The sequence below is a fragment of the Streptomyces sp. SAI-135 genome, assembly GCF_029893805.1.
Classification (GTDB): Bacteria; Actinomycetota; Actinomycetes; order Streptomycetales; family Streptomycetaceae; genus Streptomyces.
Window position 1 is genome coordinate 4,842,221 of sequence record NZ_JARXYP010000002.1, and the last position, 19,825, is coordinate 4,862,045.

At 73.1% G+C, this 19,825-nt stretch carries 25 protein-coding genes; 12 read left to right on the forward strand and 13 right to left on the reverse strand.

The genetic code is table 11. The features are described from left to right. Position 1 precedes the first annotated feature (1 nt). Genes M2163_RS26370 through M2163_RS26380 form a run of 3 tightly spaced genes read right to left on the reverse strand, consistent with a single transcriptional unit; the run spans position 2 to position 1,601 of the window. Entirely contained in the window at positions 2-379 is a 378-nt protein-coding gene (locus tag M2163_RS26370; RefSeq protein ID WP_280895203.1) for a hypothetical protein, read from the reverse strand. Further along, positions 376-1,020, reverse strand: coding sequence for an Asp23/Gls24 family envelope stress response protein (locus M2163_RS26375; RefSeq protein WP_280895204.1), 645 nt, complete (start codon positions 1,018-1,020; stop codon positions 376-378). The genes M2163_RS26370 and M2163_RS26375 overlap by 4 nt, the downstream gene beginning before the upstream one ends. Further along, complete coding sequence (locus M2163_RS26380) at positions 1,017-1,601, reverse strand: sigma-70 family RNA polymerase sigma factor (protein ID WP_280850388.1); 585 nt, start codon at positions 1,599-1,601, stop codon at positions 1,017-1,019. The genes M2163_RS26375 and M2163_RS26380 overlap by 4 nt, the downstream gene beginning before the upstream one ends. 371 nt (positions 1,602-1,972) lie before the next feature. Between M2163_RS26380 and M2163_RS26385 the strand changes: the two genes are divergently transcribed. From M2163_RS26385 to M2163_RS26415, 7 genes are all read left to right on the forward strand, one after another. Beyond that, the gene (locus M2163_RS26385; RefSeq protein ID WP_280897317.1) at positions 1,973-3,622 is read left to right on the forward strand and encodes a molybdopterin-dependent oxidoreductase; all 1,650 of its coding nucleotides are present in this window, start codon (positions 1,973-1,975) and stop codon (positions 3,620-3,622) included. Between the two features lie 64 nt (positions 3,623-3,686). Next, on the forward strand, positions 3,687-4,346 hold the full coding sequence (locus M2163_RS26390) for a fasciclin domain-containing protein (RefSeq protein ID WP_280895205.1): 660 nt from the start codon (positions 3,687-3,689) through the stop codon (positions 4,344-4,346). Between the two features lie 145 nt (positions 4,347-4,491). Then, on the forward strand, positions 4,492-4,998 hold the full coding sequence (locus M2163_RS26395) for an Asp23/Gls24 family envelope stress response protein (RefSeq protein ID WP_280850386.1): 507 nt from the start codon (positions 4,492-4,494) through the stop codon (positions 4,996-4,998). A 55-nt stretch (positions 4,999-5,053) separates the two neighbouring features. Continuing rightward, a complete protein-coding gene (locus tag M2163_RS26400; protein ID WP_280850385.1) occupies positions 5,054-5,239 on the forward strand; it encodes a hypothetical protein in 186 nt (61 codons plus the stop codon). Next, positions 5,236-6,213: a DUF6286 domain-containing protein gene (locus M2163_RS26405; RefSeq protein ID WP_280895206.1), complete on the forward strand. Its 978-nt coding sequence runs from the start codon at positions 5,236-5,238 to the stop codon at positions 6,211-6,213. Before M2163_RS26400 ends, M2163_RS26405 begins: the two co-directional genes overlap by 4 nt. Beyond that, a complete protein-coding gene (locus M2163_RS26410; protein ID WP_280895207.1) occupies positions 6,213-6,797 on the forward strand; it encodes a hypothetical protein in 585 nt (194 codons plus the stop codon). Before M2163_RS26405 ends, M2163_RS26410 begins: the two co-directional genes overlap by 1 nt. Further along, positions 6,787-7,677 (forward strand): YihY/virulence factor BrkB family protein, encoded by an 891-nt coding sequence (locus M2163_RS26415; RefSeq protein WP_280895208.1) that lies wholly within the window; start codon positions 6,787-6,789, stop codon positions 7,675-7,677. Before M2163_RS26410 ends, M2163_RS26415 begins: the two co-directional genes overlap by 11 nt. Here the strand turns inward: M2163_RS26415 and M2163_RS26420 are convergent. The 4 genes from M2163_RS26420 to M2163_RS26435 form a co-directional block, all read right to left on the reverse strand. Further along, the gene (locus tag M2163_RS26420; protein WP_280854140.1) at positions 7,647-8,357 is read right to left on the reverse strand and encodes an alpha/beta fold hydrolase; all 711 of its coding nucleotides are present in this window, start codon (positions 8,355-8,357) and stop codon (positions 7,647-7,649) included. The genes M2163_RS26415 and M2163_RS26420 overlap by 31 nt on opposite strands. A gap of 362 nt (positions 8,358-8,719) precedes the next feature. Beyond that, positions 8,720-8,944, reverse strand: a complete 225-nt coding sequence (locus M2163_RS26425; protein WP_280850381.1) for a hypothetical protein — start codon at positions 8,942-8,944, stop codon at positions 8,720-8,722. Positions 8,945-8,988: 44 nt separating this feature from the next. Then, complete coding sequence (locus M2163_RS26430; RefSeq protein ID WP_280850380.1) at positions 8,989-9,210, reverse strand: hypothetical protein; 222 nt, start codon at positions 9,208-9,210, stop codon at positions 8,989-8,991. A 176-nt stretch (positions 9,211-9,386) separates the two neighbouring features. After that, positions 9,387-10,331 (reverse strand): LAETG motif-containing sortase-dependent surface protein, encoded by a 945-nt coding sequence (locus M2163_RS26435; RefSeq protein WP_280895209.1) that lies wholly within the window; start codon positions 10,329-10,331, stop codon positions 9,387-9,389. A gap of 279 nt (positions 10,332-10,610) precedes the next feature. On the opposite strand from M2163_RS26435, the gene M2163_RS26440 reads away from it, so the two are divergent. Then, positions 10,611-12,296 carry an alpha-amylase family glycosyl hydrolase gene (locus M2163_RS26440; protein WP_280895210.1) on the forward strand — a complete coding sequence of 562 codons (1,686 nt, stop codon included), beginning with the start codon at positions 10,611-10,613 and terminating at the stop codon, positions 12,294-12,296. Positions 12,297-12,304: 8 nt separating this feature from the next. Here the strand turns inward: M2163_RS26440 and M2163_RS26445 are convergent, their stop codons facing one another. Further along, entirely contained in the window at positions 12,305-13,084 is a 780-nt protein-coding gene (locus M2163_RS26445; RefSeq protein ID WP_280897318.1) for a DUF4142 domain-containing protein, read from the reverse strand. A gap of 229 nt (positions 13,085-13,313) precedes the next feature. Here M2163_RS26445 and M2163_RS26450 point away from each other — a divergent pair, with 229 nt between their 5' ends. Continuing rightward, positions 13,314-13,994, forward strand: a complete 681-nt coding sequence (locus M2163_RS26450; RefSeq protein ID WP_280895211.1) for a DUF6445 family protein — start codon at positions 13,314-13,316, stop codon at positions 13,992-13,994. Positions 13,995-14,018: 24 nt separating this feature from the next. On the opposite strand, the gene M2163_RS26455 is transcribed toward M2163_RS26450, so the two are convergent. Next, positions 14,019-14,477, reverse strand: a complete 459-nt coding sequence (locus M2163_RS26455) for a hypothetical protein (protein WP_280895212.1) — start codon at positions 14,475-14,477, stop codon at positions 14,019-14,021. A 149-nt stretch (positions 14,478-14,626) separates the two neighbouring features. Between M2163_RS26455 and M2163_RS26460 the strand changes: the two genes are divergently transcribed. Then, complete coding sequence (locus tag M2163_RS26460) at positions 14,627-15,088, forward strand: hypothetical protein (RefSeq protein ID WP_280895213.1); 462 nt, start codon at positions 14,627-14,629, stop codon at positions 15,086-15,088. A 42-nt stretch (positions 15,089-15,130) separates the two neighbouring features. Here M2163_RS26460 and M2163_RS26465 read toward each other — a convergent pair whose 3' ends face one another. From M2163_RS26465 to M2163_RS26480, 4 genes are all read right to left on the reverse strand, one after another. Next, on the reverse strand, positions 15,131-15,502 hold the full coding sequence (locus M2163_RS26465; RefSeq protein WP_280850374.1) for a DUF6479 family protein: 372 nt from the start codon (positions 15,500-15,502) through the stop codon (positions 15,131-15,133). After that, positions 15,499-15,918: a luciferase family protein gene (locus M2163_RS26470; protein WP_280895214.1), complete on the reverse strand. Its 420-nt coding sequence runs from the start codon at positions 15,916-15,918 to the stop codon at positions 15,499-15,501. Before M2163_RS26470 ends, M2163_RS26465 begins: the two co-directional genes overlap by 4 nt. Positions 15,919-16,017: 99 nt before the next feature. Continuing rightward, entirely contained in the window at positions 16,018-16,932 is a 915-nt protein-coding gene (locus M2163_RS26475; RefSeq protein ID WP_280850372.1) for a peptidoglycan-binding protein, read from the reverse strand. A gap of 93 nt (positions 16,933-17,025) precedes the next feature. Beyond that, entirely contained in the window at positions 17,026-17,808 is a 783-nt protein-coding gene (locus M2163_RS26480; protein WP_280850371.1) for a class I SAM-dependent methyltransferase, read from the reverse strand. 149 nt (positions 17,809-17,957) lie between these two features. Here M2163_RS26480 and M2163_RS26485 point away from each other — a divergent pair, with 149 nt between their 5' ends. Both M2163_RS26485 and M2163_RS26490 read left to right on the forward strand, forming a co-directional pair. Beyond that, positions 17,958-18,668: a DUF4328 domain-containing protein gene (locus M2163_RS26485; protein ID WP_280895215.1), complete on the forward strand. Its 711-nt coding sequence runs from the start codon at positions 17,958-17,960 to the stop codon at positions 18,666-18,668. A 52-nt stretch (positions 18,669-18,720) separates the two neighbouring features. Next, positions 18,721-19,815, forward strand: a complete 1,095-nt coding sequence (locus M2163_RS26490; protein ID WP_280850369.1) for a substrate-binding domain-containing protein — start codon at positions 18,721-18,723, stop codon at positions 19,813-19,815. The last annotated feature ends 10 nt before the right edge of the window (positions 19,816-19,825 follow it).

The window sequence follows — 19,825 nt, forward strand, 5'->3', positions numbered from 1 at the left end:
CTCAGACGAGGCCCGTGACCGTCACGGTGATCCGCGGCCCGGGCTGCGGGGCCGAAAGGGCCCCCAGCCTGTGGGCGACGGTGGCCCGCACGGCCCGGGCCACGTCCACGGCCCTGGCCTCCCGGAGCGCGACGACGTGGATCTCCACGTACCAGGGGCCGTCGGCGTCCGGCCGGGTCATCCGCACTCCGGCAGGCGTGCCGCCGGTGCTGCCGTCGCCGTGGGCGGGCCGGTGCCGGACGGAGCGCAACCGGTCGGCCAGGCCCGGCCGGAGGAACGCCACGCCCCGCACGCCCGCCGCGGCCGCGGCGGCCTGCTCGACGAGTGCCGCGTGCGCGGGGCCCGCGGTGTCCTCTGTGCCCGCAGTGTCGAAGGTCATCGCGTACGGCCCTCCTGACCGTGCTCGGTCCCCGCCGGGACCAGGTCGGTGACACGGATGTCCACAGCCGCCACGACCAGCCCCAGCTCACGGTCGGCGGCCTCCCGGACCCGTTCGCGCACCCGCGCGGCGAGCTCGGGCAGCGGGGCGCCGGCCGGGGCGTGGATGTCGAGCCGGACCCCGACTCCCGCGACGGCGCCGTCCGCGACCGCGCTGTCCGGGCCGGTCTCCAGGAGGCGGCAGGATCCGGCCCGGACACCGCTGACCGTCTCGGCCGCCGCGCGCAGCGAGCGTGCAGCGACCGCTTCCATGATCCAAAGGTCCTCGGCAGGCTCACCGAGGGGCAGGGGGCGGCCGGGACGCAGTTCCATGCGGACCACGTCCATGATCCGCCGGGTCAGCGGCTCGGCGTCGTACGCCGGGCCGTCCGTCGTCTGCGTGCGCAGGCCGCTCACGGCCGACTCCAGCCGGTCGAGTTCGCGCACCGCCTCCCGGCAGTGCGGGCAGGACCGCAGGTGCGCGTCGTCGGGCCGCAGCTCCCAGTCCTCCCAGGTCCGCGACAACAGCCGCCCGCAGGCCAGGATCTCGTCGTCGTCGCCGGGGTCGGACGCCCGGTTCGGCGGTTCGGTGTGGGCGGTCATCGCCAGGCCCCCAGTGCTTGTGTCAGACAACGGCGTGCGCGGAAGACGCGGGCGCGGACCGCCTCCTGGCTGATGCCGACCGCCTCCGCCACGAACTCGTAGGACCGGCCGTCCAGTTCCCGCAGCACCCAGCAGGCGCGCTGTTCGGCCGACAGCAGGTCTAGCGCCTCCCGCAGTTCGCGCACCGCGTCGCGGCCCTCGGTGATCCGGGCGGGCGAGACGGTGTGCTCGGCCGCGGGGACCTCGTCCGCCGCCTCCAGCGGGGCCACGGGCCGGCGCGCCCGCAGGACGTTCAGGCAGCGGTTGGTGACGATCCGGTACATCCAGGTGCCGAACGCGGCGCGTCCCTGGAACTCGGGAAGCCTGCGCCAGGCGCTGAGGAAGGCGTCCTGTACGGCGTCCTCCGCCTCGGCCGCGGCCCCGAGCAGACTCGTGGCGAGCCGGATCAGCGCCGGGGCGTGCCGTTGCACGAGCACGGCGAAGGCGTCCTCGTCCCCCTCCGCGGCCCGGATCGCCAGGAGGGCGTCGTCGGTGTCGGCCCGGGTGTCCGGTGGTGCGCTCTGTGTGCGGGCCCCCGCCACTGGGCGGCTCCTCTCGTCCGGTCTTCCGAGGGTTGGACACGGCTGCGCCCCGCCCGTTACGCAAGGGCTTCGGGGCACGGCCGCCCCCCGGAGGCGGGGACGCCCGGGAAAAGCGGTGAGGCGCGGGAAATCGGTACGCGAGAGAAGAACCGAATACCCGTGTATCCGTAGCCGAAGCGGCCGCGGATGGGTCGGAAAAGGAATTTCATCCGATCGTGGGGACGACCAATCCGCCCGGCTTCCGGAGCCGGATTCCCCACGTGACCGAGAACGAGAAGGAACCGAGGAGCCGGAGCGGCCCGGTGCGGCTGCCGCTGGGCGCGCTCAGCGGTGTGCTGGCCGGCTGCGCCGCGCTCGCGGTCGCCGAGGCGGTGGCGGGGGGCGTACGCCCCCAGGCCGGTCCCGTGGTCGCGGTGGGCGGTGCGGCCGTCGACCGTACGCCCGCCGCGGTGAAGGACTGGGCGATCCGGCAATTCGGCACCGACGACAAACTGGTTCTCGAATGCGGAATTCTCGCGGTGCTCGCGCTTTTCGCCCTGGCCCTGGGAATTGCCGCCCTGCGGTTCCGGCGCACCGGCGCCGCGGGCGTCCTGTTGTTCGGTGCCGTCGGCGCGGTCGCGGCGACCGGCCGTCCCGACTCGACCGGGGCCACGGACGCCCTTCCCTCGCTCGTCGGCGCCGTGGCCGGGGCGGCGGTGCTCTACGTCCTCGCGGGCCGCCTCGTCCTCCGGGACCGCGGCACGGCCACCGCGGGCGCCTCGGCCGACGACGTCACCGTGGCGGACGCGGGCCCCTCGCGGATCCAGGCGGCCGACGGCCGTCCCGCGCAGGCGCCGGGCACGGGTTCACCGGGCCCGGCGGCATCCGGCCCGACTGTGCCGCTGCGGCAGGCCGGCCCCGACCCGGCCCCTGCGCCCGCAGGAGCGCGGGACTGGGACCGCCGCGGATTCGTGCTCGCGGCGGGCGCCACCGCAGCCGCCTCGGCCGGGGCCGCCCTGCTCGGCCGGTCCCTGAGCGGTGCCGAAGGCCGGGACGCGGTCGCCTCCCGCCAGGCGGCGGTGCTTCCCCGGCCCGCATCCCCGGCCCCCGCCGTCCCCAGGGGCGCCGGGCTGCGGATCGACGGGATCAGCCCGTTCGTCACCCCCAACGGCTCCTTCTACCGCGTCGACACCGCCCTCGTCGTGCCGAAGGTGGACGCGACCTCCTGGCGGCTGCGCCTGCACGGCAAGGGCGTCACCAGGCCGCGCACCCTCTCCTACGACGACCTGCTGCGCCGCGAGCTGGTCGAGCGCGACATCACCCTGACCTGTGTCTCCAACGAGGTCGGCGGCCCCTACGTGGGCAACGCCCGCTGGATCGGCGTACGCCTGGCCGATCTGCTGGCCGAGTGCGGGGTGCGGCCGCCGTCCCAGGGCGGCCCGGCCGACCAGCTGGTCGCCCGCTCGGTCGACGGCATGACGATCGGCACCCCGGTCGAGGACGTCATGGACGGCCGCGACGCGCTCCTCGCGCTCGGCATGAACGGCGAACCGCTGCCCTTCGCCCACGGCTTCCCGGTCCGCATGGTGGTGCCCGGCCTCTACGGCTTCGTCTCCGCCTGCAAGTGGATCAAGGACATCGAGCTCACCACCTTCGACTCCTACGACCCCTACTGGGTCGAGCGCGGCTGGGCCCGCAAGGCGCCGGTCAAGACGCAGTCGCGGATCGACACCCCCAAGCCGTTCGCCCGGCCGAGGACCGGCACCGTCATGGTCGCCGGGGTCGCCTGGGCGCAGCACCGCGGCATCGACAAGGTCGAGATCCGCGTCGACGACGGCCCCTGGCAGCCGGCCCGGCTGGCGGCCGAGGACTCGCGCGACACCTGGCGCCAGTGGTCCTTCCCGTGGCGGGCGACCAAGGGCGGCCACACCCTCACCGTGCGCGCCACCGACCGCACCGGCGCGGTGCAGACCGGCGAACGCGCCCGCACGATCCCCGACGGGGCCAGTGGACGGCACTCCGTCGTGGTCACCGTCGAGTGACCCCCCGAACCACCTTCCGCAAGCCATCACCACGCAGGTCGACCCCTTCAACAGGAGATTCACCATGAACACCCGTATCCGCCGTACCGCCGTCACCCTCGCCGCCGCGGCTGTCCTGCCGCTGGCCCTGAGCGCCTGCTCCGACAGCGGCGACGACTCGGCCAAGCCGGACTCCTCCTCGAAGGCCGCGGCGTCGGCGTCCCCGTCGGACGAGAGCATGGCCGGCTCCGGCAGCACCGCCGCCACGGACCAGCCGTTCGGCTCCGCCTGTTCCGCGGTGCCCACGAGCGGTGCCGGTTCCTTCGACGGCATGGCGCAGGACCCGGTCGCCACGGCCGCGTCCAACAACCCCGCCCTGTCCACGCTGGTGGCGGCGGTGAAGAAGGCCGGACTGGTCGACACCCTCAACAACGCCCAGAACATCACCGTGTTCGCGCCGACCAACGACGCCTTCGCGAAGATCCCGAAGGCCACCCTGGACAAGGTGCTCAACGACAAGGCCCAGCTCACGAAGATCCTGACCTACCACGTCGTCGGCCAGAAGCTCACGCCGAAGGACCTGGAGAACGGCTCCTTCGACACCCTGGAGAAGTCGAAGCTCACCACCTCCGGCTCGGGCGAGTCCTACACCGTCAACGACTCCGCCAAGGTCGTCTGCGGCAACGTGAAGACCGCCAACGCCACCGTGTACATCATCGACAGCGTGCTGATGCCGACCGGCTGACGACACGTCAGTCCCGCGCGACCCGAGGGCGCCACTCCGGTGGCGCCCTCGGGCCGTTCCCGGACCACCGCGTCACAGACGCGGCCGCAGCGGGTCCAAGGCAGTGAGAGCAACCGACAACAGCACGGCGGAAGGGAAGCACGACATGACCACACACACCGCACCCGTCGCCAAGGACGTGTCCACCCCTCGCACCGGCGAGGCGGCCCGGGCCACCACGTCCGTCTCCGACGGCAGGACCGGTGCCGACCAGCCGGCCGCGAACCGCGGCCGCACCTCCATCGCCGACATCGTCGTCGTGAAGGTGGCCGGCATCGCCGCCCGGGAGATCCCGGGTGTGTACGACATGGGCGGTGGCCTGTCCCGCACCATCGGCGCCGTGCGCGACCGGGTGCCCGGCGGCCGGCCCAACGTGGGACGGGGAGTGAAGGTCGAGGTCGGCGAACGCCAGACGGCCATCGATCTCGACCTCGTCGTCGAGTACGGGGCACCCGTCATGGACGTGGCGCAGGACGTCCGGGAGAACGTCATCTCCGCGGTGGAGCGCATCACCGGCCTGGAGGTCGTCGAGGTGAACGTCACGGTCAACGACGTCCGGCTGCCGGAGGACGAGGAGGACACCTCGCAGCAGACCGGGACCCGGGTGGAGTGATCCCGGCCCCGCGCGGAAGCAGACAGGAGTGGATCAGGGTGAGAGGCGGAGGGGAATGAGCACACCGGTCACGGGGATGATCGCGGGCATGGCCCTGGCGTTCGCCGGGTTCTTCGGCGGCTTCGGCGCCTTCCTGCTGGTGGCCGCGCTCGGCGGCCTGGGCTGGGCACTGGGGCGGTGGGTCGAGCGCGGCGGCGGCGTCCAGGACGTACGGGACGCCTTCGAGCGGAGCCGCCGATGACGGCCGCCGCCCAGCGGGGCACCACCACCGTCTCGGAACGGGCGGTGCGCAGGATCGCCGAACGGGCGGCCACCGAGGCCCTTCCCGGTCAGCAGGGCGCCCGTACGGCGAAGGCCGCGGTGTCCGTCCACGGCCGCAGGGCGCGGGTGTCGCTCGGGGTGTCCCTGCCCTACCCCGCTCCGCTCGCCGACACGGTGCGCGGACTCCAGCGGCACGTGGTGGCCCGCACCCGGTACCTGACCGGCCTGGACGTACCGGTCGCGCCGGTCCGCGTCACCTCGCTCGCCGTCCCGGCATCCGCGCACCCGCCGGTGTCCGGCCCCCCGGACGAGCACCCGGGCCGCACGCCCCGGCGCTGGTGGTCCCGGCGCCGGGTCCCGGTCGCGCTGCTGACCCTGGTCGCGGCCGTGGCCTGCGGCGCACTCGCCGTCGATCTGGTCCTCGTGCACGCCGCCCACCGGGAGGCCGGCACCTGGCGTACCTCCGCCGTGCACTGGCTGTCCGGGCACGGCCCCGGCGACCCCGCCGTGGTACTCGCCGGCGCTCTGACCGCTCTGCTCGGCCTCTGGACGGTGGTGCTCGCCCTCACCCCGGGCCACCGCGGTCTGTCCACCGTGCACACCGGATCGCCCCTGCTCACCTCGGCCGTGGACCGCTCGGCGGTGACGGCCCTGGTGCGCGACGCCGTGGGTGACGTCGAGGGAGTCACCGCGGTGCGCGTGCGGACCGGGCGCCGCCGGGTCACCGTGCGGGCCGGCCTCGCCTTCGGCGACCGGTCCGCCGCCCACGCCGCCGTGGCCGCCGCCGCCCGCGGCGCCCTGGACTCCTGCGGGCTGCGCCGCCCCGCCCGTCTGCGGGTCGCCCTCGTGCCCGAGCCGGTCTGGCGGCCACCCGCCGCAGGAACGGTCCCGCCCGACGGTCCGGAGCGGGCAGCCGTACTCGGACACCGTCGTACCGCAGGAGGTGACGTGTGATGTCCCGCCCCCGTGGCGCCGCCGACCGGGCCGCCCTCGGCGTCGCCGGGCTCGTGCTCCTCCTCGCCGGCGGTTGGCTCGCGGCCTCGGCACCCGTCGTCACCGGCCGGCTGCCGTCCTGGTGGCCCGGACCCCGCGAGGGCGGTGTGCTGCTGGACCCGGAACGGCTGACGAGCTGGCGCGCCGAGGGCTGGTGGACGCCCGCGGTCATGGCCGTGGCGATCGGCCTGACCGTCCTGTTCGCGTACGGGACCCTCACCAGGCTGCGCCCCGGCCGTACCCGGCGGCTCGACCTGCCCTCGCCCGGCGGCACGATCCGTCCGCAGGCACTGGCCGAGGCACTGACGGTCCGCGTGTCCGCCCTTCCCGGTGTCGCCCGCAGCCGGGCCCGGGTACTGACCCGGCCGGGTCGGCGGCTGGAGGTGGGCCTGCATGTCTGGCTGGATCCGGACACGCCACCGGACGAGGTCGTTCCCGGCCTTCGCGCGGTGACCGCCGAGGCCCAAGAGTCGGCGGCGCCCTACGAGTTGCGCGCCCGGGTCCGCCTGAGCGCCGTGTCGCACCGCATGCCCCATGTCCGCTGAACCGTGTCCCGGCGGCGCCCGCCGGCCCCGTCCGCCCGCCACCTGGTGGCCGGCGCTGCGCCGCACCCCGGTGTCGCTGTGGAACGACGACCTCTCGGACGACGCGGCGGCGCTGACGTACTACGCGATCCTCGCCGTGCTCCCCGCGATGCTGGCCACCGTCCTGGCGTTCGGCATGATCAGCCCGGCCACCGCGGAGGAGTTACGGCACGTCACCGCGTACGCGCCCGCCCAGTCCGGCACGGACCTGCACGCCGTCCTGACCCGCGCGCTGGGCAACGGCCGCGCCTGGCCCCTGTTGGCGGCCGGTGCGGCCAGCGCCCTGTGGTCGGCGTCCAGTTATCTCGCCGTCTTCCGCCGCTCCCTGCACCGCATGCACCACGTCGAGGACCGGCGCTCGCCCTGGCGCACGGCACCCCGTATCGCCCTCACCGCGCTCGTGCTGCTCGGGCTGCTCCTGGTCGGCTCGCTCACCCTGCTGCTGACCGGCCCGCTCGCCCAGGCCGCGGGCCGTACGGTGGGCGTGGACGGCACCGCCGCCTGGGCGTGGAGCCTGCTGCGCTGGCCCGTGCTGCTGTGCCTGGTGGCGCTCCTGGTCGTGGTCGTCTTCCGGACCGGCCCGGCACCGGCGCGCCGGCGCGGACACAGCCTGCCCGGCGGGGCGCTCGCCGCGGGGCTGTGGCTGACGGTCTCCGCGGGCTTCTCGGTCTACGCCTCGACGCTCGGCGCCTACAGCCGGCTCTACGGTTCCCTCGCCGGCGTCGTGGTCTTCCTGGTCTGGCTGTGGCTGTCGAACCTGGCTCTGCTCGCGGGAGCGCAGTTCGCGGCGGAGCTCGCGGGCAGCCGCGGTCAGAGCACGGGCACGTCCCCGGCGCGGTAGCAGCCCGCGGGCAGCGGGTCGGGGGTGCCCTCCGGGTCGAGCAGGTGGGCGACGGCCCCCGCGGCCGTGCGGTGCCACAGGCGGTGCCGGCGCAGCATCGCGTGGTCGCCCGCGCCGACCACCGCCAGGCCCGCGCGGGTCGCCGTCCGCCGCGCCCGGCGTACGCAGTCGGCGGTGTCGGCGAGGGAGGTGACCCGGTCCTGGTCGCCGTGCAGGGCGACGACGTGCCGGCCCGCCAGATGGTCCACGGGCTCGCCGGGCGGCCACCACGGGGCCAGCGCGACCACCCCGCGCACCTGCGGATGACCCGCGGCGTGCAGGGCGGCCCGGCCGCCCATCGAGTGGCCGAGGAGCACCGTCGGGACCGGCCCGGTCAGTTCGGCGAGTTCGTCCAGTGCCTGCCGGGTGTCGCGCACGGGATCGGCCCGGCTGCCGTTCCAGCCGCGCAGGCGGTAGCGGACCTGGGCGACCAGGATGTCCTGGCGGGGCAGCAGGGCCGTCACCGAGCGTACGAACGGATCCATCCGCAGAGCGGCGAGCTGCCAGGACCGGGTCCGCCGCTCGCTCGTCGCCCGCCCGCCGTGCAGCACCACGACGGCGGCCCGCGGGTCGGGCGGGCTCAGGCGGGGCAGCAACGCGCGCGCGGCCGGTACGGGGAGAGCGTTCGCGTCCTGCCGCATGCCGTCGCGCCCCCTGCCCCGGTACCCGTGTCCGCCGGACCGGTCCGTCATGACGGGCCCACCCTCTTCTTCCTCGGCGGCCGGGGGAGGAAACCGCTCGTGCGTGCCTGGTCCTCGCGGGTCACCGTCCTGGGAAGCTGTCGTGCCCACCACGAGCGACCGCACCGCGGCCATGGCCCGCACGCCGCCGTACGGCGGGCCGCACACCGGACGGCGGCCGTCGGTACGAACGGGCCCTGTGCCCACGGCCGCAGGCCCTGGCCCTGGCGCCGGTCGGGCGAGCGGCACGACCGCCCTGCCTGTGCGCCGCATTCGGCCGGAGCGGCGCCCGGCACGGGATCTTCTCAGCCTTCTCTGAGCGCTCAGCCGCTCGTTTCCGGGCCCCACTGCTCGGGCCCGCCTCCCCGCCAGTCGATCCAGGCCGACTGCGCCACCTCCGCCGGATCGATCTCCAGCCCCGCCCGGCGGAGGAACTCGGCGACGTCGGCCAGGTTGTGGGCCAGGCCGAGGATCTCGCCGTCGACGCGTACGCGGCGGCCGCCGGTGGGGGACGGGGGGTGCACGATCACGCGGATCGGTCCGGACATGTCTTCAGGATCGTCCGCGGCGTACGGTCCCGCATGTCGGTCCGTCATCGGTCGAGCCGTTCGGCGACGGCCGCGAGGTCACGCAGGTCCCGCCACTCCGCGGCGGGCGGGCGCCGGTCCTGCCAGTGGGGGTGGAAGAACACCTCGGCCGACAGCCGGTACAGGCGTCGGCGCAGCTCCGTGCGGCCGGGGCGCTCGGCGAGCTGCCGGTAGGCGGCACTCCACTCGCGTTGGGCCCGGGCGAGGTCGTCGGGGAACGGTCGCATGCCCGGATTCAATCATGTGTTCGATTTTCTGTGCCATGGCGAGGCCGAGCGACGCGTCCGAGTTCCTCGGAGAGACCGGAGACCCAGTAGACGAACCGGGCACTGACGGCAGGCACCCGCGCACGCGAAGGGCCGCCCGCACCCCGCAGGGTGGGACGGCCCGTCGTCGGAAGGGATCAGGCGCGCGAGGCCTTGCGGCGACGCGTGGCGAGCACGATGCCCGCGCCACCCGCGAGCAGCACGGCGGCGCCGCCCGCGATCAGCGGGGTGTTGCTGCTGGCGCCGGTCTCGGCGAGGTTGTCACCGCCGCCGCCGTTCGGGGTGGGGGCGCCCGGAGTCGTGGTGGACTCCGAGGCGGACGGGGTCGGGGTGTCCGTGCCCGGGGTCTCGGAGGCCGGGGGCGTGCTCTCGGACGCCGGCGGGGTGGACTCGGAGGCCGGCGGGGTCGACTCCGAGGCCGGCGGAGTGCTCTCCGAGGCCGGCGGGGTCGCCGGGGGCGTGGTCTGCGTGGTCGTGCAGTCCTTCGTGCCGCCGTTCCAGGCCGCGATCAGCTTGTCCTTGATGACCGGGTGGTCCGGGCCCTTGGGGAGATCGCCGTGCGGGAGGCCGTCGTTGGCGTCGAGCTTGCCGTCGAACTTCGTGTTGCCCCGGTAGAGGTCGATCTGCGCGTAGCAGCCGAGGTCCGGGATCGAGATGTCGAGGGAGTCGACGGAGCCGGCCTTGACGGTCACGGTGTCGAAGTCGTGGAAGACCTGCTCGCCGGAGGTGGCGAACGTCGGGCCGTGCGCGAGGTAGGACGCGAGAGAGGCGGTGCAGGTGGCCGCGTCGCCCGCCGCGCGGACCTTGACGTGGACCTTGCCGTCGTCGGTCGGCTTCAGGTTCTGGTCGTCGACCTTGACCGAGGCGAAGAAGTTCTTGCCGTCGAGGGAGAACTCGCAGCGGTCGGTCTCGGTCTTGGAGCCGGCGCCCGTACCCGGCTTGTAGCTTCCGCCGTCCTGCCAGCCCTTGCCGCCGGGGCAGTCGGAGGCGGAGGCGACGGAGGCGAGGGCGGCGGAGAAGGCGAGCGTCGCGGCGCCCGTCCCCAACAGGCGCCGCATGGTGACACGTCTCGCTATGGACATACGTATCCCGTCAGGATGAGGTGAGTGGTTACAGCAAGCATTCAGAGACACTGGGCCCATTGGTCACATGAGCCACGGTGTTCGCACATCGTGGATCTCCTTGCGGAATGCTGTCAACCGGCGGCGATACGGGGGCGGTTCGACGCCCATCACAATTTCGACACACCGGGAAGGATTCACTCCGCACAACCCAGGTTCACTTTTCCGGTGACGTGGACAGATATCCCCTTTGTCGCCTTCACGGAAGTGCATCGCACCCGCCCCTGCAGAGGAGCCCGCGTGACCGCCCGCACCACCACGCCCGACGCCTCGCCCACCCGCTCGCCCGACCTCTCCAGCAACGACCCGAACTGGTGGCGGCAGGCCGTCGTCTACCAGGTGTATCCCCGCAGCTTCGCGGACGCCGACGATGACGGGCTCGGGGACCTGCGGGGCGTCACCCAGCGCCTCACACACCTGGCCGCTCTCGGCGCCGACGCCCTGTGGCTGAGCCCCTTCTACCCCTCCGAACTCGCCGACGGCGGCTACGACGTCGCCGACCACCGGGACGTCGACCCGCGTCTGGGCACCCTCGACGACTTCGACGCGATGGTCGCCGAGGCCCACCGGCTCGGCCTGAAGGTGATCGTCGACCTCGTCCCCAACCACACCTCCCACCGGCACGCGTGGTTCCAGGAGGCCCTCGCCGCGGGGCCCGGGTCCCCCGCCCGCGAGCGGTACGTCTTCCGGGACGGCCGGGGTGCGCAGGGCGAACTGCCGCCCACCGACTGGCAGTCCGTCTTCGGCGGCAGCGCCTGGCAGCGGGTCGCCGACGGACAGTGGTACCTGCATCTCTTCGCCCCCGAGCAGCCCGACCTCAACTGGTCCCACGACGAGGTTCGCGAGGACTTCCGCACCACCCTGCGCTTCTGGTCCGACCGCGGGGTCGACGGCTTCCGCGTGGACGTGGCGCACGCCCTGGCCAAGGACCTCACCGAGCCGTTGCGCGACCTCGGCGACCTGCCCGGCGTCGCGGAGGAGGCCCTGCACCTTCTGCCGCCCGGCGGCCACCCCTACTGGGACCGCGACGAGGTCCACGAGATCTACCGCGACTGGCGCACCGTCCTCGACTCCTACTCCCCGCCCCGCACGGCCGTCGCCGAGGCCTGGGTCCCGGCCGCCCGCCGCGCCCTGTACGCCCGCGCGGACGAACTCGGCCAGGCCTTCAACTTCGAGTATCTCCAGACGGGTTGGGACGCCGGCGAGCTGCGCCAGGTCATCGCCGACTCCCTCGCCACCGCCCGCGCGGCCCACGCCTCGGCCACCTGGGTGCTCTCCAACCACGACGTCGTACGGCACGCCTCCCGGCTCGTGCTCCCGCCGGGCACCGACGAGAACGCCTGGCTGCTGTCCGGCGGCCACGCGCCCGGCATCGACCTGGCCCACGGCCTGCGACGCGCCCGCGCGGCCACCCTGCTCATGCTGGCGCTGCCGGGATCGTCGTACGTCTACCAGGGCGAGGAACTCGGGCTGCCCGAGGTCGCCGACCTGCCCTTCGAGGTGCTCCAGGACCCGATCTGGGAGCAGACGGGCCGGGTCCGCAAGGGGCGCGACGGGTGCCGGGTGCCGCTGCCGTGGACGAGGGGCGGTCCGTCGTACGGCTTCGGCGCGGGCGGTGCCTGGCTGCCGCAGCCGCCGTGGTTCGCCGAGTACGCCGTCGAGGCCCAGGACGGTGTCGAGGGCTCCACGCTGGAGCTGTACCGCACCGCGCTGCGCCTGCGCCGCAAGCTCCTCGAGGGCGAGGAGCTCACCTGGACGGACGCCGGCCCGGCCGGCGTGCTGGACTTCGAGCGCCACGAGGGCTGGCGCTGTGTCACCAACCTGTCGGCCGGCGCCGTCCCGCTTCCGGTCGGCGAGGTGCTGCTGACCAGCAGCCCCCTGGAGGACGGGCTGCTGGGACCGGACACGACGGTCTGGCTCGGATAGGGCCGGGGTCAGCCGACGGTCGGTGCCGGGGTCGCGCCCGTGGCCGGGGTGGCCCCCGGGGCCGGGGTGGCGCCGTTCGCGTTCTCGCCGGGGACCGCGAGCGGCGTCGACGTCGGGTTCGGCGGCGGGGTGAGCACGACCATCGGGGCGCCGGGCTGCGGGGCCGGCGGAGTCAGGTCCGTGTCCGGCAGCTTCGGCGGAGTGGTCTGCATGAAGAGGGCCTGGTCGAAGTTGACGAAGCCGGTCTTCTCCATGACCGTCATGTGGTCGAGCACCGTGTCGTTGGCCATGTCGGCCAGCGACCGCACCAGCGAGTTCTTGGTGGTGGAGCGCACCTTCGAGATCGTGTTGAAGATCGAACCGTGCGTCACCCGGAGGATGTTGGCGAAGTTCGTGTCGAACTGCTGGCCGCTGCTCGACTCGATGGTGTTCACGAAGCCGACCTGCTGCGGGCTCGCCACGTTCGGGATGGTGATGTTGAGCATCGGCGCGATCTTGCGGCACGCGGCGTCCAGGGCCGCGTGCCCGTCGATGAGGTGCCGTCCGGCCTCCTTCACCTCCGGGGTCGTCCCCTTCTGCAGGGCGACCTCCCCCAGCGGGTACTCCCACAGGCCCGCCGCCCGCACCTTGACGACGAAGTCCCGGTCCAGCTCGGTCAGCGGGCCCCACTGTGTCTGGGCGATCACTCTGTCCTGTGCGCTGGCTACGGTGCTCACTCCGAGCATCGACGGATAGGCGAGTGCGCCCAGGGTCAATGTGAGGGCTCCGCCGACGAACAGCGTTCCCATCGCGTTGCGCGAGAGTGGCACCGTGCCTCCTGCCCGGTAGGTTGCCCCGCCACGAGGCGGGTCGGACGCACAGGAGTACGGACGCGGGGGCGTGAGTGTTCATCAGGTCCGCCGGGCGTGGCCGGAGTCACGGACCGGCGGCGCGTTGACCGTTCGTTGACCGGTTCGCGGGGAACTCCGGAGGAAATCGCGGGAGAGACCTGGTGTGCCCCGGACCTAGATTCGCTGCATGTCCATGCCACAGCGGTCGCAGCGGTCCCTCCCCGTCCTTCCCTACCGCAAGCCCACCAAGGGCCGCGACTACTGGGTGCTCGACGACGTGCTCCCCGACGCCGACGCCGTACGGGAACGCTGTCTCGCGAAGGACGACTGGGTGCGGGGACACCCGTACACCTCCGAGACCTGGCCGGGGCTGCGGGCCATGCCCGGGCTCGAACCCGCCGAACTCGCCGTGGTGGAGCGGCTGGTGCGGAAGGCGACGGGGGCCGGGAAGCTGTGGGTGCAGCGGACGCCCGGCGGCGGCACCCTCAACCACAACTGCGTCCAGGTGGTCGGGGCGGGCGAGAGCGAACCCCGGCCGCACACCGACTCCCGGGCGCTGTGCCGGTACGCCGCCGTGCTGTACCTCAACCCCGGCGTCCCCAAGGACTGCGGCACCAGTTTCTACCGGCAGGCCCTGCCCGGCGGGCGGCTCGGCGGCAATGTCGTGCAGGCCCCGCACAACAACCTCGTCGAGGCCCTCGGCACCCGGTTCGTCGCACCCGACGCCTTCGAGGAGGACGTAAGGGTGCCGCACAAGTACAACCGGCTGCTCCTCTACAACGCCACCCTCGTGCACAGTGCGACCGGTTACTGCGGCGGCACGCTGGAGGAGAAGCGCATGACGGCCGTCTTCTTCTGGATGGCGTGACGGCCGCCGCGGGTCGGGGGCGCGTCAGTAGCGCACCGCCCGCGACACCTTCGCCCGCACGTCCCCAGGCAGGTCGTGCGTACTGCGGGCGGTGCCCTTCCCGGAGCCGCCCGCCGGGACGTCCGGCACCGTCAGCACCACCACGTCCACCAGCTTGCCCGCCCTGTCGGTGAAGTCGACCTGGACGGCGAAGGACTTCGCCGAGCCCGCGCTGTTCGCGGCGGTGACGGCGACCGTCGTACGGCCGTCGGAGGCGGTCGCGGGACTGCCGAGCCGTACGTCGTCCTTGGCGTCGACCCCGTTCTTGATCCCGTCGAGCCTCCGGCCCGCCTCCGCCGTAGCCGACGCCACGGCGTCCCCGGCACGGGAGGCGGCCGACGCGACCTTGCTCGCCACCGACGAGGGGCTGTCGTCGTCGGAGCAGGCGGTCAGGCCGGTCAGGGCCAGGGCCGCCACGAGCGCGGCCGTCGTCCAGCGGGTCATCTCGCCTCCCGGGTGCAGGTGTCTCCAGTGAAGGTCCCGCGCGCCGCCGCCGCACGCCCCGTGTCACCCGTACGGCCCACTCCCGTGGTGGCCGGACCCGCCGCACCTGATGGTCGAAGCACATCGACCACGAGAGGTGGGACACGGCCATGACGCAGCAACCGCACACCACACAGTCGTCCGCCGGCGCGACCGCGACCCCGGCTCCGGGCCCCGGGCCCACGCCCACCGAGGCCGCGTGGGCCGCGGGCGGAGTCGTCTTCGCCGGTGTGCTGATGCTGATGAACGGCATCCTGGCGATCCTCCAGGGCATCTCCCTGCTCGCGGACGACGACGTCTGGGCCCGCGTGGGCGACTACGTCTACAAGATCAACCACACCGGCTGGGGTGTGATCCTGCTCTGCCTGGGCGCCCTCGCCGCCGTCACGGGCGCGTTCATCCTCCGGGGCGCGGGCTGGGCCCGGATGACCGGCATCTTCCTCGCCTCGCTGAGCATGCTCGCCCAGTTCCTCTTCCTGCCCTACGCCCCGGTGTGGTCGGTCATCATGATCGGCATCGACTTCTTCGTCATCTGGGCGCTCGCGGTCTACCGGCCGGATATGCGGGCCTGACCCGCCGGGGTGGCCTGCCGGGCCCCCGGGGGCCCGGCCGGGTCACACGTGTCCGAGGCCGCCGCTGCCGAAGCCGCCGCTGGAGCCCGGCAGCCAGCGTTTGCGGTGCTGGTCCTTTCCTCGTCTGCTTCCCGAGTGATGGAGCTGGTACGGCATCAGCCGTTCCTGCCCCTCGACGGGGGCCGGCAGCTCGTCCGGCTCCCGCATCTCCCGGATCTCACGGATCGGTCCGGTCTCCGGGAGATGCGGCTGCTCGTCACTGAGCGGCCGTGGAAGCTCCCGTTCCTGGACCCGCATGCCGAACTGCACGGCCCACACCAACGCGCCGGCGATGAACAGCCCACCGGCAAAGGCGGCGATCACGTTGAGTACTTCGCTCGACGAGGCCGCCAGGACAAACGTCGCCGTACTCATGGTCCGATTATCGCCGATTGGCACCGGATCGGCGCGTATGAGACCTCCCGGGGGACGACCGTGACCCGGTGGAAGTTGCACGCGGCCGGGCCGGCGGGCCGGGGAGCCGCCTGGTGGGCCTTGAGCGCCATGCTGACCAGGCTCATCAGCAGGTCGACGTCGGTCTCGCAGTCGAGGTGCACGGTGACCCAGCGGGAACCCGGCAGCAGCCGGACCGCCGTCGACTCCAGGAGGTCGTCGTGGAACCGGCGGATGGCCGGTTCGGTGAGGTGCAGGTCCACGTCCCGCCCCGGGTGGAAGTGCACGATCTCGCTGTGTGCGGAACGCAGCGCCAGGCCCGCTCCGCAGCTGGGCAGGCCCGTGCTGAGGTCGGACCACGTCTCCAGGCGCTCCAGGGCACGCTCGGCCAGAGTCATGCGCCCATCGTCGCCCGCTCACCGCTCCGCAACCAGAGGTTGAGCGAAACGTAACCGGGGCGTGAGGTGCTGTGCGGCCGCCCCGGATCACGCACGCGGTCAGGAGAACAGCAGGCGCCAGGTCAGCGGCCCGGGGTAGCCGTCGGCGTCCCCGCGCAGTTCCGGGCGGGACTTCTGGAAGTCCCGGACGTTCAGCCGGTCCGCCTCGCCCCACTCGCGGCTCGGCCCGACCTTGTAGTGGTCCCCGAAACCGCGCTTGACGAGCTGCTTCCCCAGCCGCAGGACATGGTCGTTGGTGGCGCCCGCGCGGAAGTACTTGCGGCCCGGGTAGGCCGGGACACTCGGCTTGGTGGGCGTCTCGGGGGTGTTGCCGTCGTCGACGTCGAGGTCGGCCTTGGCGTACTTGAGGAGCCGGGGGAAGTCGATCGCGCCCGGGTCGCCGTGGTTGTTCTCGGGCACGTGCATGTGTCCGCACACGCCCTTGAACGCTTCCCACTTCCTCCCCGACATGCGCTGGCCGTGCTTGCTGCCGTACGACGAGGGGTACGCGGGCCACGCGCCGGGCCCGGCAAGGGGTACGCCGTGCTCCTCGTGCATCCAGGCGAGGAACCGGGCGACTCCCCGCAGGGCCCAGTCGGGGGCGTCCGGCCAGTAGATGTGGGCCTTGCCCGCGGTCTTCCACTTCCCGTGGATCGCGGGGTCGCAGGTGCCGACCAGTTCGACCTGGCAGACGTTGAGGGTGTTGGTCTCGACGCCGCCGCGCAGGTTGGCCAGGGCACGGGACGAGGTCTCGATGTCGAAGTGCTGGTACCAGTGCAGCCTCTTCGCCGCGAGGTCCGGCACCGCGGTGAGGTTGGGTGCCAGGGCACCGCCGGAGTACGTGGGCAGGGTGCGCCCCTCGGTGGTGTGCAGGACGACGACGTTGACCTCCATCGCGTCCCCGCCGAAGTCGTCCTGGTACCAGTTCGCCCGGCTCGCGCCGGGATAGCGCTGAGGCCCGCTCTTCGTGCTCATACAGTCCCCCTGAGAGTGCGGCCGAACTCCTCGGCCTTTCGAACTCCTTCAGACGCGGGGGGAGTTGGGGCGGTTCCCGATGCGGCGCGGGTGTCATTCGGTGCGGCCGCGGACGGCCCAGGCTCGGGCCGAGAGGGGGATCGTGCCGTCGGGGGCGGTGGGGGCCGCCGTGCGCAGGGCCTCTCTCAGTTCGTCGCGGGCGGCCGGGGGGAGGGCGGTGACGTAGCCCGGGGCGGGGCCCTGGCCGGCGAGGAAGGGGCCCCACAGGTCGGCGAAGTCGGCGAGCACGACGGGGACTTCGATCGCGCGCACGACCACGTCGGCGAGTCCGGCGGCCGTCCACAGGTCGTGCAGCGGCTGGGGACGGCAGCCGGGGAACCGGATCCCCTCGTCCAACTCGGCTGCGGCCGGGTCGAGTTCGGCGGCGGTGTCCCAGAACAGCCGCAGCAGGCCCATCCCCTCCGCGTAGTCCCACACGTACGCGGCCACCTGAGCGCCGCCCGGCCGGACCGCGCGGGCCATCCCGGCGACGGCCGCCGCGGGGTCGGGCAGGAAGTTCAGGGTCAGACCGCTGACCGCCACGTCGAAGGCGCCGTCCCGGACGGGCAGTGCCATCGCGTCCGCGACGACCGAGGTCCGGGCCGCCGCCCGGACGAATCCCTCGGAGCGGTCGCAGCCCACGACCAGACGGGGCCGGCACCGCTCCCGCACCACCGCCGACAGCACCCCGGTCCCGCATCCCACGTCCAGCCAGCGCAGCCCGTCCGGCCGCCCGAGCCACGCCGTGAACGCGCGCGCGACCGCCCGGCTCCAGCGGCCCATGTAACGGTCGTAGGCGGCACCGGACGCCCACACGTCGTATCGCTGTTCGTCCATGGCTCCCACGATCCTCGCCCCGCGGGCCTTCTTCACGGCAAAGCGGCCTCACGGCAGCAGGGCTTCGAGACCTCGACGCCTCCGGCGTGAACCGATCACCGGGTCCGCGACGATGACCGGGTGACGTGATGCTTCCGAAGGGGGACCCCGTGAGTGAGAACACCGTCCGGCCCGCTCTGTGCAGTGTGGGCGGCTCCGCCCGGCTCGCCGTCGCCGGACTCGGGCTCGCCGGCGCGGCCTGGGCGGTGCGGGCCGTGTGGCACGTCCGGCTCGCCGTGGCCGGGGAGCCCGCCTCGGGGCCGCCGGACCAGGGCGAGGGCCGGCACCGGCCGCCGACCTCCCTGGAGGACTCGTACCACCTGGTCAGCACGGCCGGAAGCGTCCTCACCCTGCTGTGCGCGGCTCTGTTCATCGGCTGGCTGGGACGGATGCGGGACAACGCGCGCGCCCTGTCCGGCGAGCCCCCGCGCTACGCCGGCGTCTGGGTGTACGTCTCCTGGATCGTGCCCCTCGCCAACCTGTGGATCCCGCGCGGCATCGTCGCCGACATCCACCACAAGAGCGCCCCGGGCCGCAGACTGCCCGTCGTGGTGAACGTGTGGTGGGCGCTGTGGCTGGTCGGCATGGTCACCGGGGTGGGGCTGATGTACGACGGAGACACGGACGACGTCGTCGCCCGCGCCTACCACGACGTCGGCACACTGCTGGTCGCCGACCTCGCCGTGGTCGGCGCGGCCGTGGCCGGGATCCTCATGGTCCGCGCCCTGACCGACGTACAACTTGTGCACATCGGAGCCCAGTTGAGGACGCCGGGTGGTGATCCCTTGAAGGAAACCGTCAGGGCGTTTGATCGGGATTGAGGGCACCTACTGTTGCGCCTACGTGACAGCCCCCCACCCCCACAGGATCGCCATGCGTACCGTCCCCGCCGTCATGGCCGTCTGCGTGTCGGCCCTCGTGCTCACCTCCTGCGGAGTGGGCGACAGCAACACCGCGGTGAGCCCCGAGAAGGGCGACGACATCACCCTGGGCCTGCTGCTGCCCGACCGGGACACCAGCCGCTTCGACCGGTTCGACTACCCCCTCATCAAGAAGGAAGTGGCGACCCTCACCCACGGCAAGGGCAAGGTCAGTTACGCCAACGCCGGGGCGAGCGCGAAGCGGCAGAGCCGGCAGTTCGAGCAGATGGTCGCCGACAAGGTGGACGTGATCCTGGTGGACGCGGTCGACGCCGAAGCGATCGGTCCTGACGTACAGAAGGCGAAGGACGCGGGCATCCCCGTCATCGCCTACGACCGCCTCGCCCAGGGCCCGATCGACGCCTACGTCTCGCACGACAACGAACTCGTCGGCGAGGTGCAGGGCCGGGCCATCACCGAGGCGCTCGGCGACAAGGCCGAGACCAGCAAGGTCGTGATGATGAACGGCTCGCCCGCCGACCCCAACACCGCCCTGTTCAAGAAGGGCGCGCTGGACGAGCTCAACGGCAAGGTCGTCATAGCCAAGCAGTACGACACCCGGGAGTGGCTGCCGTCGGTCGCCAAGGCCAACATGAAGGCGGCGATCGCCTCCGTCGGGCTCAACGACATCGCCGCCGTGTACTCCGCCAACGACGACATGGCGGGCGCGGTCATCGCGGAGCTCAAGGAGGCGGGGGCCACCAGGATCCCGCCGGTGACCGGGCAGGACGCGACCCTCGCCGCCGTGCAGCGGGTCGTCTCGGGCGAGCAGTACATGACCGTGTACAAGTCGTTCCTGCTGGAGGCGACGAACGCGGCGCAGATCGCGGTGTACAAGGTCCAGGGCCGCGGCCTGCAGTTCGACGCGCTGATCCGCGACAAGGTGGACAGCCCCACCCAGCAGGACATCCCCTCGCTGCTGGTGCCGGTGGTCGCCCTGACCAAGGACAACATCAAGCAGACGGTGATCAAGGACGACGTCTACACCGTCCAGCAGATCTGCACCGCCCCGTACGCGGCGGACTGTGCGGCGATCGGCCTCGAGTAGGCGCCCCGCC

Bases quoted from the DNA above. Each gene is read 5' to 3' on its own strand.
- M2163_RS26370 (WP_280895203.1), bottom strand. From the start codon at position 379: ATGACCTTCGACACTGCGGGCACAGAGGACACCGCGGGCCCCGCGCAC.
- M2163_RS26375 (WP_280895204.1), bottom strand. From the start codon at position 1,020: ATGACCGCCCACACCGAACCGCCGAACCGGGCGTCCGACCCCGGCGAC.
- M2163_RS26390 (WP_280895205.1), top strand. From the start codon at position 3,687: ATGAACACCCGTATCCGCCGTACCGCCGTCACCCTCGCCGCCGCGGCT.
- M2163_RS26395 (WP_280850386.1), top strand. From the start codon at position 4,492: ATGACCACACACACCGCACCCGTCGCCAAGGACGTGTCCACCCCTCGC.
- M2163_RS26400 (WP_280850385.1), top strand. From the start codon at position 5,054: ATGAGCACACCGGTCACGGGGATGATCGCGGGCATGGCCCTGGCGTTC.
- M2163_RS26405 (WP_280895206.1), top strand. From the start codon at position 5,236: ATGACGGCCGCCGCCCAGCGGGGCACCACCACCGTCTCGGAACGGGCG.
- M2163_RS26410 (WP_280895207.1), top strand. From the start codon at position 6,213: ATGTCCCGCCCCCGTGGCGCCGCCGACCGGGCCGCCCTCGGCGTCGCC.
- M2163_RS26415 (WP_280895208.1), top strand. From the start codon at position 6,787: ATGTCCGCTGAACCGTGTCCCGGCGGCGCCCGCCGGCCCCGTCCGCCC.
- M2163_RS26420 (WP_280854140.1), bottom strand. From the start codon at position 8,357: ATGCGGCAGGACGCGAACGCTCTCCCCGTACCGGCCGCGCGCGCGTTG.
- M2163_RS26425 (WP_280850381.1), bottom strand. From the start codon at position 8,944: ATGTCCGGACCGATCCGCGTGATCGTGCACCCCCCGTCCCCCACCGGC.
- M2163_RS26430 (WP_280850380.1), bottom strand. From the start codon at position 9,210: ATGCGACCGTTCCCCGACGACCTCGCCCGGGCCCAACGCGAGTGGAGT.
- M2163_RS26435 (WP_280895209.1), bottom strand. From the start codon at position 10,331: ATGTCCATAGCGAGACGTGTCACCATGCGGCGCCTGTTGGGGACGGGC.
- M2163_RS26445 (WP_280897318.1), bottom strand. From the start codon at position 13,084: ATGGGAACGCTGTTCGTCGGCGGAGCCCTCACATTGACCCTGGGCGCA.
- M2163_RS26450 (WP_280895211.1), top strand. From the start codon at position 13,314: ATGTCCATGCCACAGCGGTCGCAGCGGTCCCTCCCCGTCCTTCCCTAC.
- M2163_RS26455 (WP_280895212.1), bottom strand. From the start codon at position 14,477: ATGACCCGCTGGACGACGGCCGCGCTCGTGGCGGCCCTGGCCCTGACC.
- M2163_RS26460 (WP_280895213.1), top strand. From the start codon at position 14,627: ATGACGCAGCAACCGCACACCACACAGTCGTCCGCCGGCGCGACCGCG.
- M2163_RS26465 (WP_280850374.1), bottom strand. From the start codon at position 15,502: ATGAGTACGGCGACGTTTGTCCTGGCGGCCTCGTCGAGCGAAGTACTC.
- M2163_RS26470 (WP_280895214.1), bottom strand. From the start codon at position 15,918: ATGACTCTGGCCGAGCGTGCCCTGGAGCGCCTGGAGACGTGGTCCGAC.
- M2163_RS26475 (WP_280850372.1), bottom strand. From the start codon at position 16,932: ATGAGCACGAAGAGCGGGCCTCAGCGCTATCCCGGCGCGAGCCGGGCG.
- M2163_RS26480 (WP_280850371.1), bottom strand. From the start codon at position 17,808: ATGGACGAACAGCGATACGACGTGTGGGCGTCCGGTGCCGCCTACGAC.
- M2163_RS26490 (WP_280850369.1), top strand. From the start codon at position 18,721: ATGCGTACCGTCCCCGCCGTCATGGCCGTCTGCGTGTCGGCCCTCGTG.